10 protein-coding genes are annotated in these 12,939 nt (G+C 65.7%); 4 read left to right on the top strand and 6 right to left on the bottom strand.

The window, feature by feature from the left end:
• Nucleotides 1-58: 58 nt before the first annotated feature.
• The gene (gene trpS / locus AC066S_RS13335) at nt 59-1,111 is read right to left on the bottom strand and encodes a tryptophan--tRNA ligase (protein ID WP_478269897.1); all 1,053 of its coding nucleotides are present in this window, start codon (nt 1,109-1,111) and stop codon (nt 59-61) included.
• A gap of 80 nt (nt 1,112-1,191) precedes the next feature.
• Entirely contained in the window at nt 1,192-2,724 is a 1,533-nt protein-coding gene (murJ, locus tag AC066S_RS13340; RefSeq protein ID WP_478269898.1) for a murein biosynthesis integral membrane protein MurJ, read from the bottom strand.
• Nucleotides 2,725-2,849: 125 nt separating this feature from the next.
• On the opposite strand from murJ, the gene AC066S_RS13345 reads away from it, so the two are divergent.
• A complete protein-coding gene (locus AC066S_RS13345; protein ID WP_478269899.1) occupies nt 2,850-3,851 on the top strand; it encodes an adenosine kinase in 1,002 nt (333 codons plus the stop codon).
• Between the two features lie 241 nt (nt 3,852-4,092).
• Here AC066S_RS13345 and AC066S_RS13350 read toward each other — a convergent pair whose 3' ends face one another.
• Both AC066S_RS13350 and AC066S_RS13355 read right to left on the bottom strand, forming a co-directional pair.
• The gene (locus AC066S_RS13350) at nt 4,093-5,787 is read right to left on the bottom strand and encodes an AMP-binding protein (protein WP_126257288.1); all 1,695 of its coding nucleotides are present in this window, start codon (nt 5,785-5,787) and stop codon (nt 4,093-4,095) included.
• Between the two features lie 194 nt (nt 5,788-5,981).
• On the bottom strand, nt 5,982-7,175 hold the full coding sequence (locus tag AC066S_RS13355) for a serine hydrolase domain-containing protein (protein WP_478269900.1): 1,194 nt from the start codon (nt 7,173-7,175) through the stop codon (nt 5,982-5,984).
• Nucleotides 7,176-7,516: 341 nt separating this feature from the next.
• On the opposite strand from AC066S_RS13355, the gene AC066S_RS13360 reads away from it, so the two are divergent.
• Complete coding sequence (locus tag AC066S_RS13360) at nt 7,517-7,837, top strand: hypothetical protein (protein ID WP_135163552.1); 321 nt, start codon at nt 7,517-7,519, stop codon at nt 7,835-7,837.
• Nucleotides 7,838-7,996: 159 nt separating this feature from the next.
• On the top strand, nt 7,997-9,490 hold the full coding sequence (locus AC066S_RS13365) for an NAD-dependent succinate-semialdehyde dehydrogenase (RefSeq protein WP_478269901.1): 1,494 nt from the start codon (nt 7,997-7,999) through the stop codon (nt 9,488-9,490).
• A 128-nt stretch (nt 9,491-9,618) separates the two neighbouring features.
• Here AC066S_RS13365 and AC066S_RS13370 read toward each other — a convergent pair whose 3' ends face one another.
• Complete coding sequence (locus AC066S_RS13370) at nt 9,619-10,533, bottom strand: phosphoribosylaminoimidazolesuccinocarboxamide synthase (protein WP_126257029.1); 915 nt, start codon at nt 10,531-10,533, stop codon at nt 9,619-9,621.
• Nucleotides 10,534-10,609: 76 nt separating this feature from the next.
• Nucleotides 10,610-11,527 carry a pirin family protein gene (locus tag AC066S_RS13375; protein WP_135163549.1) on the bottom strand — a complete coding sequence of 306 codons (918 nt, stop codon included), beginning with the start codon at nt 11,525-11,527 and terminating at the stop codon, nt 10,610-10,612.
• A gap of 314 nt (nt 11,528-11,841) precedes the next feature.
• Between AC066S_RS13375 and AC066S_RS13380 the strand changes: the two genes are divergently transcribed.
• On the top strand, nt 11,842-12,900 hold the full coding sequence (locus tag AC066S_RS13380) for an AraC family transcriptional regulator (RefSeq protein WP_478269902.1): 1,059 nt from the start codon (nt 11,842-11,844) through the stop codon (nt 12,898-12,900).
• Nucleotides 12,901-12,939 lie beyond the last annotated feature (39 nt).

Below are 12,939 nucleotides of genomic sequence, written 5' to 3' on the forward strand. Positions count from 1 at the left end.
ACACTCCCGCAAGCTTGGGGAGGGGAGATGCGGGTCGGCGCTCGGGCGCCGACCGCCTTCAGCGCCGGTGGATGAAGCCGACGATGTCCTTGGAGAGCTTCATCGTCTCGTCGGCGATCGCGCGGGCCCGGTCGGAGCCGTCGTTCAGGATCGCGTCGATATGGCCGGGGTCGGCGACGAGGCGCTTCATCTCGCCCGCGATCGGCGCCAGCTTGGTGACGCACAGCTCCGCCAGCGCGTTCTTGAAGCTGGAGAACTGGCCGCCGCCGAAATCGCGCAGCACCTCGGCCTTGGAGCGGCCGGACAGCGCGGCGAAGATGCCGACGAGATTGTCGGCCTCGGGGCGGGCTTCCAGGCCCTTTTCCTCGGTCGGCAGCGGCTCCGGATCGGTCTTGGCCTTGCGGATCTTCTGCGCGATGGTGTCGGCGTCGTCGGTCAGATTGATGCGGGAATTGTCCGAGGCGTCGGACTTCGACATCTTCTTGGTGCCGTCGCGCAGGCTCATCACGCGCGTCGCCGGTCCCGTGATCAGCGGCTCCGGCAGCGGGAAGAACAGGCCGTCATTGGCGCCGTGGCTGCGGATCGAGTCGCCGAAATCGTTGTTGAACTTCTGCGCGATGTCGCGCGAGAGCTCGAGATGCTGCTTCTGGTCCTCGCCGACCGGAACGTGGGTGGCGCGGTAGAGCAGGATGTCGGCGGCCATCAGCACGGGATAGTCAAACAGGCCGACGGAGGCGTTCTCGCGGTCCTTGCCGGCCTTCTCCTTGAACTGGGTCATGCGGCCGAGCCAGCCCATGCGCGCGACGCAGTTGAAGATCCAGGCGAGCTCGGCATGGCCGGAGACCTGGCTCTGGTTGAACACGATGTGCTTCCTGGGATCGATGCCGGCTGCAATGAACGCCGCTGTGACCTCGCGGGTGTTGCGCGTGAGCTCGGCCGGGCCGCCCCAGACGTCGATGCCTTGCGTGATCGCATGCATGTCGACGACGCAATAGATGCAGCTGTGAGTTTCCTGCATCTTCACGAAATTGACGATCGCGCCGAGATAGTTGCCGAGGTGCAGATTGCCCGTCGGCTGGACGCCCGAAAAGACCCGTTCAACGAATGGCATGGTCAGCCTTCCCATAGGTATTCGGCCGTCGTTTCCAACAGCGGCGCTGCCCCGTCAAGGGTATTTCGATAGCTCGCGGTCTAGGCGGACCGTTTCAATGCATTCACCGCCTCGCGCCAGGAGGCGGCACCGAGGATCTGCAGCAGCACGCCATAGACGGCGATGCCGGCCCCGATCTGCAGGCCCAGCACGACGAAGCGGACGAGGCCGTGGGCCTCTGAGGGCACGAGGTCCGTGGTCAGCCAGAGCAGGGCGCCCATCGCGGCCGCGGCGAGCACGATCCGCGGCAGCCGGTTGCGGGCCGCCGCATCCACCGAGAAGCCGAACTCGGCCGCACCTTTCCGGAGCAGCGAGAGCGCGCTGCTCCAGGCGCCGGCCGCGATGCTCGCTGCAATTCCGCTCGCGCCGAAAAAATGGCCGAGCAGCACGGCAAGCACGACAGCGACCGCAAAACCTTTGGCGGTGGCGAGAAGCGGCGTCATCGTGTCGCTGCGGGCATAGAAGGCCGGCGACAGGGCCTTGATCAGCACGTGGGCCGGCAGGCCCAGCGCCAGCCACATCAGCGCTCGCGCGGTCGCCATGCTGTCCTCAGTGCCGAAGGCGCCATGCTCGAACAGCAGCCGCACGATCGGCTCGGCCAGCACGATCAGGCCGAGCGTCGCCGGCAGCGCCAGCCCGGCCGCCAGCTCCAGCGCGCGCGATTCGGCATGCACCACCGCCTCCCGGTCGGAGCTGGCGACGGCGCGCGTCAGCTCCGGCACCAGCACGGTGCCCATGGCGACGCCGACGATGCCGAGCGGCAGCTCGATCAGCCGATTGGCGAAATAGAGCCAGGACACCGCGGACGGCGTCGCGGATGCGATTATCGCGCCGGCCACCATCAGCCATTGCGGCCCGGAGCTTGCGATCATGCCGGGGACGGCCTTGGCGAAGAAAGCGCGCATCTCGTTGTCGAAGCTGACGCGCAGCGGCATCGCGAGGCGTGCGCTTCGCTGCGACAGCAGCATCAAGAGTTGCAGCAGCCCGGCGATGCCGACGGTAGCCGCCAGCAGCCAGGCGGCGACGCGCGCGTCGGCATGCCAAACGAGCAGCATCGCGATCGCAGCGATCAGTGCGATGTTGAACAGCAGCGGCGAGAAGGCCGTGAGGGCGAAGCGACCCTGCGCGTTCAGCAGGCCCATCAGCACCGTGACGGGTCCGGCGAAGGCGAGATAAGGCAGCATCAGCCGCGCGTTGGCTACGGCCAGATCGAGCGTCGCGCTGCCGAGAAAGCCGGGCGCGATCACCGTGATGATCAGCGGCATCGCCAGCGCGATCACGATCGAGATCGCGACCAGGGCCGCGCTGACCGTGCCGAGCACGCGTCCGGCGAAGGCGGAAGCGGCTTTCGTGCCATCGCGGTCGCGGACGCGCAGCCAGGCCGGGATCAGCGCCGCGTTCAGCGCCCCCTCGCTGAGCAGCCGGCGCACCACGTTGACGAGCTGGAATGCCGCCAGGAACGCGTCCGCCACGGCGCCGGTGCCCAACAGGGCGGCAATCATGGAATCGCGGGCAAAACCCAGCAGCCGCGAGGCCAGTGTTCCCGTCGAGACGGTCAGGAAGGAGCGGATCATTGCTCTTTATTCATCCCGTTGCTTGCTCGCGCACGGCCGGGCGTGATAGGCCGCAAGCCGGATTTCAGGCTGACAGGAAGCGGATTTCCGCAGGGATCGCAATCCGCCAAACAGGATCAAGGTGAATGGCTGACGTGAAATACGACGTTCTCGGCATCGGCAACGCGCTGTTCGACGTGCTGGTCAGGACCGACGAGGCCTTTCTGGCCAAGCACGGCATGACCAAGGGCAGCATGTCCCTGATCGACGAGGCGCGGGCGGCGGCCATCTACAAGGACATGGGGCCGGCCACGGAAGTCTCCGGCGGCTCGGCGGCCAACACCATCGTCGGCATCGGCAGCCTGGGCGCACGCGCCGCCTATGTCGGCAAGGTCAAGGACGACCAGATCGGCAAGCTCTATGTCCACGACATCCGCGCCGCCGGCGTCGCCTTCAACACGCCCGCCGCGACGGTCGGCCCTGCCACCGGCTGCTCCTACATCCTGGTCACGGATGACGGCGAGCGCACCATGAACACCTATCTCGGCGCGGCGCAGGACCTGTCGCCCGCCGACATCGATCCGGCCGAAATCGCCGGCGCCGCAATCGTCTATCTCGAGGGTTATCTCTGGGATCCCAAGAACGCCAAGGACGCCTTCGTCAAGGCGGCCAAGATCGCCCACGATGCCAAGCGCAAGGTGGCGCTGACGCTGTCGGATTCGTTCTGCGTCGACCGCTATAGGGACGAGTTTGTCTCATTGATGCGCAACGGTACCGTCGACATCGTCTTCGCCAACGAGTCCGAGCTGCATTCGCTCTACATGACCTCCGACTTCGACACCGCGCTGAAGCAGCTGCGCAACGACGTCAATCTCGGCGTGGTCACCCGCAGCGAGAAGGGCTGCATGGTGGTCTCGTCTGAAGATGCCGTCGCCGCGCCGGCCTTCCCGGTCGACAAGGTGGTCGACACCACCGGCGCCGGCGATCTGTTCGCTGCCGGCTTCCTGTTCGGCCTGGCGCGCAATCTCGCCTACAAGCAGTGCGGCGAGCTCGGCGCACTCGCCGCCGCCGAAGTGATCCAGCACATCGGCGCCCGTCCGCTGGTGTCGCTGAAGGAGCTGGCCGGCCAGCGCGGGCTGACGGGTTAGGGCGCGTCTCTTTCCCCGTCATTGCGAGCTCATTCTCCGCTGTCGTCGCCCGGCTTGCCGCCTTCGCTGAAGCTTCGGCGTGCCGAGCGCTCGTGTGGGCCTCGGCGTAGCCTTAGCGGAGCCGGGACCGGGCGACCCAGTATTCCAGAGGCGTCAGTGGTTCAGCCGGGAAGCCGCGGCGTACTGGATTCCCTGCTTTCGCGGGGAATGACAGCGTGATTGGGGAGGCAGCGCAAACCCCTCACGCCGTCTTCGCCGCCTTCAATCCCAGCCGCTGCTCCACCGCATCGCGCATCACGAATTTCTGGATCTTGCCAGTCACCGTCATCGGAAACTCGTCGACGAACTCGACGTAGCGCGGGATCTTGTTGTGGGCGATCTGACCGTCGCAAAAGGCGCGCACCTCCTCGGCCGTTAGCGTCTCGCCCGGCCTGACCCGGATCCAGGCGCAGAGCTCCTCGCCGTAGCGGGTGTCCGCCACGCCGAAGATCTGCACGTCCTGGATCTTGGGGTGGCGATACAGAAACTCCTCGATCTCGCGCGGATAGAGGTTCTCGCCGCCGCGGATCACCAGATCCTTGATACGGCCCACGATGTTGCAATAGCCCTCGTCGTCGATGGTGGCGAGATCACCGGTGTGCATCCAGCCATTGGCGTCGAGCACGTCGGCGGTCTTTTCCTTTTCCTCCCAATAGCCCAGCATGACGCTGTAGCCGCGGGTGCAGAGCTCGCCGCGTTCGCCCCGCTTGACGATCCTGCCTTCGAGATCGACGACCTTGACCTCGACATGCGGGTGAATGCGGCCGACGGTGGAGACGCGCCGCTCGAGCGGATCGTCGGTTGCGCTCTGGAAGCTGACCGGGCTGGTCTCGGTCATGCCATAGGCGATGGTGACCTCGCGCATGTTCATCTCGGTGTTGACGCGCTTCATCACCTCGATAGGGCAGGGCGCGCCGGCCATGATGCCGGTGCGCAGTGATTTCAAATTGAACGTCTTGAACTCGGGGTGATCGAGCTCGGCGATGAACATGGTCGGCACGCCGTACAGCGCGGTGCATTTCTCCTGTTCGACCGCGCGCAGCGTCGCGAGCGGATCAAAGCCCTCGCCCGGGTAAACCATGGTGGCGCCGAGCGTGACCGAGGCAAGGTTGCCCATCACCATGCCGAAGCAATGATAGAGCGGCACCGGAATGCAGATGCGATCCTGTTCGGTCAGGCGCATCGCGCGTCCCGTGAAATAGCCGTTGTTGAGGATGTTGTGGTGGGTCAGCGTCACGCCTTTCGGTGATCCCGTGGTGCCGCTGGTGAATTGGATGTTGACGGGGTCGTCGAATTGCAGCGCGGCGCCGAGCTTGGCAAGCCGTTCGCGATGCGCGGCCCCGCCCATCCCCGCGACCTCGTCGAACGGGATCGTGCCTGAGGCCGCCGGGCCGCCGATCTGGATCACCATCCGCAAGGCCGGCAATCGCGCCGCTTGCAATTGTCCGGGCGTGGCACCCGCCAGCTCCGGCAGTAGCGTGTTGAGCATCTCGATGTAATTGCTGGTCTTGAACGCGGTGGCGGTGACGATCGCCGCGCAGCCGACCTTCTTGAGCGCGAATTCAAGTTCGCTGAGGCGGTAGGCAGGATTGATCGTCACCAGGATCAGGCCGGCCTTGGCGGCGGCGAACTGGGTCAGCGTCCATTCTGGCCGGTTCAGCGACCAGATGCCGATCCGCTCGCCGCGTTCGAGCCCGAGCGCGAGAAAGCCCGCGGCGAGCGCGTCGACCCGCTCGGCGAATTCTCTCCAGGTCCATCTGACGCCGTGGCTGGGCGAGACCAGCGCCTCGCGGTTGCCCCAGCGCCGTACCGCACGGTCGAGGCTGCGACCGATGGTGTCGCCGAGCAGCGGCGTGTCCGAGATGCCGCAAACGTAACTGTCCGCTTTGTCAGCCAAATTGTCAGCCAAGCCGAAATCCTCCCGTCAAAATACCCAGCATAGTCTCTCAGTCGTCATGCCCGGGCTTGACCCGCCTGCGCGGCCGAAGCCGCTTCGGCGCGGCGAAGGCCCGGGCATCCACGTCTTTGTGCCTGCGGCTGCACGTGGATGGCCGGGACAAGCCCGGCCATGACGGGTGGTGAGAGCCGTCCTCACGCCGCCTTCTGCCCGCTGCCCGCATCGAGCCCGGCATAAACCCCGCGCTCGAATCCCGCGAACGCCTCCAGGCATTTCGCATCGGCGAACGGCAGCAGCTGCATCAGGATCACGCCGGTGACGTCGCGCGCAGGATCAATCCAGTAATAGGTGTTGGCGAGGCCCGCCCAGGCGAGGCTGCCGGCGCTGCGGCCTTCGGCCGTCTTGGCGGTGTTGATCATGAAGCTGAGGCCCCACTTCTTCACCTGCTCCGGATAGAGATCGACGTCGTTGGTGTACATCGGCGCCGATGTCGTCATCTTGGTCATGGCGAGTTCGCCGATGTGGTTCTGCGCCATCGTCGCGACGGTCTCGGCCTTCAACACCTGGTTGCCGTTGCCGCGTCCCTTGTTGAGGATCATCTGGGTGAACTTGATGTAGTCGGCCGCGGTCGAATAGAGGCCGCCGCCACCCATGTGGAATTCCGGCTCCTGCTCGAGCTCGAACGGAATCGATGCGAGCTGGCCGTCCTCGCCGCGCGCATGCATGCCGACGAGGCGCTTGCGCATGCTCTCGGTGATCTTGAACGCCGTGTCGCTCATGCCGAGCGGGTTGAACAAATTGTCGCGCAAGTAAGCGTCCAGTCGCTTGCCGCTGACGGCTTCCACCGCCTTGCCGACGAAATCGATGTTGGTGCCGTACTCCCAGCGCGTGCCGGGATCGGTCATGATCGGGGTCTTCAGCGCCGCGTTCTGGCAGGTGGTGATGGCGGGAATGCCGTGCTTGTCCAGATAGACCGCGAGATCGCCGTTCCACATATTGTAGCAGAAGCCGGCGGTGTGGGTCATGAGCTGGCGCAGCGTGATCGGCCGCTTGGCCGGCCGCAGCTTCGCCTTACCCTTGGCATCGAAGCCTTCAAGCACCTGCGGATTGGCGAGATCCGGCAATACCTCACCGATCGGCGCATCCAGCGACAGCTTGCCCTGCTCGACCAGCTGCATCGCGCCTGCTGTCGTCACCGCCTTCGTCATCGATGCAATCCAGAACACGCTGTCGGCGGTCATCGGATCGGGCTTGGACAGGTCGCGCTTGCCGAACGCGCCCTGATACAGCACGTCCTTACCGCTCGCGGCGATCGCGACGACGCCGGGGATCTCCCTGGCCTCGCTCTTCTGACGCAGAATCTCATCGATCTCAGCTTTGCTTCGCATGGCGTTTCCTCGGATTTGATTATTGTTGGTAGCAACCGATTGTCCTCCCGCACGCTCCGCGCGGCAAGCGAGTCGGGATGCCCGCGGCGGTCGCGATGTCGTGACTTGACGGTCCGTGCTCCACGCAGGACGACAGGGGGCTGAACGCACACCCCGGCACAATCTTCGGTGGATGGCCGCACGTCGCAGTGACCGCGGATGGGCTCAGGCGATATGTTTCACCTGTTTGAAGCACTTGAAACATTTTGTGCGTTGCGGCGTTTCGGCTCGCGGCCATCGGCCGGCGACGTTAAGACTTGATGCAAATTGGCGGCCCTGAAGCGGCCGCGAGGGGACCTCAGATGATTTCGACCTGGAGCGAATGGAAGCGCTATCCCCGTCCCGGACGGGGCGACAATTTGGAGGCGCCGATCTCGCCCGGCATTTACGAGGTCCGTGTCGCCGGCACCGGCGCGCTCTATTCCTTCGGCGCAGTCGACAATCTGGCGCAATCCCTGGCGCTGCTGCCGGTCGGCTCGAAGTCGTGGTTCGGACGTCGCAACGCGTCGGACGTGCCCGATCTCGAGTACCGGACCTGCGCGACCTCCTCGAAGGCCGACGCCAAGGCCGCGGCCGAGCGCATGATCGGCCGGCGCGAAACCTATATGAGCGGCGCGGCCTGATCCTCTCCGCGGCGGCGGTGTCACACCTTTCCCGGAGGGAGAGGTGAAGGGGCAGCGCTCCCAGCTTAATTGCCATCAGATGTGCGTTGCGGGGCGGTGCATCGGGCACCGCTTGCCCCTATATTCCGGGCCAATCCGATCGCCCTCAGGGAGTACGCCATGACACCGACCGCCGCCGCACGCGCCCCGCAAGCCACCGCCACCCTGCGCGACCGGTTGAAGGACCCCGCGCTCCTGAAGGAGGCCTGCTACATCGACGGCTCCTGGGTCGGCACGCCGATGTTCGCCGTCAACAATCCCGCGACCGGTGTCGAGCTGGCGAAGGTCCCGCAGCTCGGCGCGGACGAGACCACCAAGGCGGTTGAGGCCGCTCAGCGCGCCTTTCCGGGCTGGGCCAAGCACACCGCCAAGCAGCGCTCCAACATCCTGCGCAAATGGTTCGAGCTGATCGTCGCCAACCGCGAGGACCTCGCGCTGATCCTCACCTCGGAGCAGGGCAAGCCGCTCTCGGAGGCGCTCGGCGAGGTCGATATCGGCGCTGCCTATATCGAATTCTTCGCCGAGGAGGCGAGGCGCGTCTATGGCGAGACCATTCCGACGCAGCGGCCCGATGCGCGGCTGCTCGCGATCAAGCAGCCGATCGGCGTCTGCGGCGCGATCACGCCATGGAATTTCCCGAACTCGATGATCACCCGTAAAGTCTCGCCGGCGCTCGCCGCCGGCTGCACCGTGGTGCTCAAGCCCGCCAACGAGACGCCGCTGTCGGCGCTGGCGCTGGCCGTGCTGGCCGAGAAGGCCGGCATCCCCAAGGGTGTGCTCAACATCGTCACCGGCGATGCGCCGCCGATCGGCAAGGTGTTGTGCGAGCATCCGGCGGTGCGCTTCGTCGGCTTCACCGGCTCGACCGCGGTCGGCAAGATCCTCTACCAGCAGGCTTCCGTCGGCGTGAAGCGGCTCGGCCTCGAGCTCGGCGGCAACGCACCCTTCGTGGTGTTCGACGACGCCGACATCGACGCCGCGGTGGAGGGCGCGATCGTCTCGAAATACCGCAACATGGGCCAGACCTGCGTCTGCGCCAACCGCATCTACGCCCAGGACAAGATCTACGACGAGTTCGTGAAGAAGCTGTCGGCAAAGGTCGCGGCGATGAAGATCGGCGATGGCACCGAGAGCGGTGTCACGCAGGGCCCGCTGATCAACATGAAGGCGGTCGACAAGGTCGAGCGCCACATCGCCGACGCCGTGAAGCGCGGCGCCAAGGTCGTGACCGGCGGCAAGCGCAGCGAGCTCGGCCGCTCGTTCTTCGAGCCGACGGTGCTCGCCGACGTCAAGCCGGATTCACTGGTGTCGCAGGAGGAAACCTTCGGTCCGCTCGCGGCGGTGATCCGCTTCAAGGACGAGGCCGACGTCATCGCGATGTGCAACGCCTCGCCGTTCGGCCTGGCCTCGTATTTCTACTCCCGCGATATCGGCCGCGTCTGGCGCGTCGCCGAAGCGCTGGAGTCGGGCATGGTCGGCGTCAACACCGGCCTGATCACCACCGAAGTCGCGCCCTTCGGCGGCGTCAAGGAAAGCGGCCTCGGCCGTGAAGGCTCCCGTCACGGCATGGAAGAATATGTCGAGATCAAATACGTGATGATGGCGGGAGTGTGAGACCGCCGTTCTCTCTCCACGTCATTGCGAGCGAAGCGAAGCAATCCAGAATCTTTCCGCACAGCCAGACTGGATTGCTTCGTCGCAAGAGCTCCTCGCAATGACGGAGCGCGCGGCGGCACCCGGGCCTAGATCTTCAGCTCCGTTCCGGTCACGCGCCGATACGCTTCCAGATACCGCTTGCTCGTCGCTTCCACCACGCTCGCCGGCAACGGCGGCGGCGGGGCGTCGCCGTTCCAGCGGCCGGCACGGCGCTCGACGTCGAGATAGTCGCGCAAGGGTTGCTTGTCGAAGCTCGCCTGCGGCTGGCCGGGCTTGTAGGAATCGACCGCCCAGAAGCGCGAGGAATCCGGCGTCATGACTTCGTCGATCAGGATGATGCGGCCGTCCTTGTCGCGGCCGAACTCGAACTTGGTGTCGGCGATGATGATGCCCTGCTCGCGCGCCAGCTCCTCGCCCAGCGTGTAGATCGCGCGCGTCATGCTCTCCAGCGTGTAGGCGACCTCGTCGCCGACCACCGCGCGCATCTTCGCGATGGTGATGTTCTCGTCGTGGCCGGTCTCGGCCTTGGTCGCCGGACTGAAGATCGCCGGCTCCAGCTTCTCGCTCTCGACCAGGCCGGCTTTCAGCTTCTCGCCGGCGAGCGTGCCGCTGGCCGCGTACTCCTTCCAGGCCGAGCCCGAGAGATAACCGCGGATCACGCATTCGATCGGGAATACGGTGGTGCGCTTGCAGAGCATGGCGCGGCCGAGGATCTCGGCGCGGTGCGGTTTCAGCGCCGGCACGGCCGCGATGATCTCGTCGGTGTCGGCGCTGATCATGTGATGCGGCACCACGCCCTCGAGCTCGTTGAACCAGAACGCGCTGATCTGCGTCAGCACCGCGCCCTTCATCGGGATGGTCTCGCCCATCACCACGTCGAAGGCGCTGATGCGGTCGGTGGTGACGAGCAGCAGGCGGTCGTCGTCGACGGCGTAGATATCGCGCACCTTGCCGCGTCCGATCTTGGTCAGGGGCAGGTCGCTGGAGAGCATGGTGGACATCGTTATGGCTTTCGCAGGCAGGGCCTTCAGGCAATGAATCGGCCGCGCCGGATGGCGAGCCGGAAACCCGATTAGCCTATTCCGGCAGCGGAATGAACTCGTGTTCCTGCGGAACTGCGGCGAAGCGGCCGGTTTTCCAGTCCTGCTTGGCCTGCTCGATCCGCTCCTTGCTGGAGGAGACGAAATTCCACCAGATATGGCGCGGGCCTTCCAGCGCATCGCCGCCGAGAAACATCATCCGCGTCGCCTTGAGCGCCTTCACGGTGATGCGGTCGCCGGGGCGGAAGATCAGGAGCCGCGGCCCCTCATAGCGCTCGTTCGCGATCTCGACCTCGCCATCGACGACATAGATCGCGCGCTCCTCGTGGTCGGGGTCGAGCGGCACGCTGGCGCCCTGCGCGGCCGTGACCTCGGTGTAGAACCAGGGCGAGACCATCGACACCGGCGAGGCAATGCCGAAGGCGGAGCCCGCGATCACGCGTGCAGTGAAATCGCGTTCCGAGATCATGGGCAGATCGCCCGCGCCGTAGTGCTGGAACGACGGCGCGATCTCCTCCGACCCGGCCGGCAGCGCGATCCAGCTCTGCAGGCCCAGCATCTTCTGGCCCGAGGCGCGCTGCGCATCCGGCGTGCGCTCGGAATGCGCGATGCCGCGTCCGGCCGTCATCAGGTTCATCGCGCCGGGCGCGATCTCCTGGACATTGCCCTCGCTGTCGCGATGCATGATCGCGCCGTCGAACAGGTAGGTGACGGTGGCAAGCCCGATATGCGGATGCGGCCGCACGTCCATGCCCTTGCCGGAGACGAACTGCACCGGCCCAAAATGGTCGAAGAAGATGAACGGCCCGACCATTTGCCGCTTGCCGTGCGGCAGCGCGCGCCGGACCGCGAAGCCGTCGCCGAGATCGCGCGTGCGCGGCACGATGACGAGATCGAGCGCATCGCAGGACATGGGATCGCCGAGAACGGGATCGTTCGAGGGTTGCCAGCTCATGGTGGACTCCTTTTTGACCTTCTTGGACGCGAGCCTAGCAGGAATCTGGAGCGTCGTCGCGACAAAGCCCGGACAAGACGTCGTGTCGCAATGAGGCCTCATACTCCGCTGTCATCGCCCGCGAAGGCGGGCGATCCAGTACGCCGCAGCCTCTCGATTCATCACTGCTGTCTCGGATTACTGGATCGCCCGGTCAAGCCGGGCGATGACAGCGCTGGAGGTGGCTCTAGGCGTGGCATGCGGATGGTCCTTGAAAAACCTGGCACAACCAACGATGTTTGGCGGCCTTCAACTGCGACCGATCGCACCACCCGATGACCCTTGCCGCAACCGAGCTCGCCTTTCGCGCCGCCAGCGTCGCGCTGCTGCTGGTGCTGGCGGCGTCATTGCTCTCCGACTTCCGCAACGTGCTCGCGGCCCGGCTCGGTGCGGCCTTCGCGCTCGGCTCGGCCGCGCATGCGGCGAGCTATTCGGTCGGCGTCTCTTCCCCGGTTGCGGGCTGGCACGCGCCGCTGATCGCGCTGTCGACCGGCAACATCGTGGTGTTCTGGTTGTTCACCCGCGCGCTGTTCGACGATGAATTTCGCCTGCGCAGGTGGCACGGATTGGTCTGGGCGCTGGTGACGGCCTTCAGCTTCGCGGGCTGCCTCTGGATCGCGCCGGGCGGCCACGCGCGGTTCTCCGTGACCGCAGTCAATCTGCTCGTGCTCGGTTTCATTGCGCTTGCGATCGGGCAGACGATCGCCTCGTGGCCGGCTGATCTGGTCGAGCGCCGCCGGCGCGTTCGCGTCTTTATCGTCTGCGCAGCCGCGCTCTATGGCGGGTTGAGTGCGGTTCTCCAGATTGCCGTCGCCGGAAGCGAGGTCGGCGGTGTCGCAGACACGATCAATACGGGCGTGCTTGCCTGCATCGTCGCGGCCATTGCCTGTGCGATGATGCGCGTCGATGGCGCCGATCTGTTTCCGGCGTCGGTGGCCGCGCCGGCGATTCAGGCCCGGCCCGCGCCGGTCGATGAATCCGCCGACCAGAAGCTGATCGATGCCCTGATGCGGCTGATGGCGGACGAGCGGGTCTATCGCCAGGAGAACATCACCATCGGCGTGCTGGCAGGGCGGCTGAGGATCCCGGAATACCGGCTGCGCCGGCTGATCAATCAGCGGCTCGGCTACCGCAACTTCAATGTGTTCCTGAACAATCACCGCATCGAGGAAGCCAAGGCCGCGCTCGCCGATCCCGGCCAGGCCGAAGTCCCCGTCATCACCATTGCCATGGACGCCGGCTTCCAGTCGCTCGGGCCGTTCAACCGCGCCTTCAAGGCAGTCACGGGCGTGACGCCGACGGAATATCGGCGGCTGAAGGTAAATGCGATCTGACTCATAGGCTATTGCAATATCGAAGTAATTTCAGAATCG

The sequence above is a fragment of the Bradyrhizobium sp. CFUWI genome (assembly GCF_056429085.1).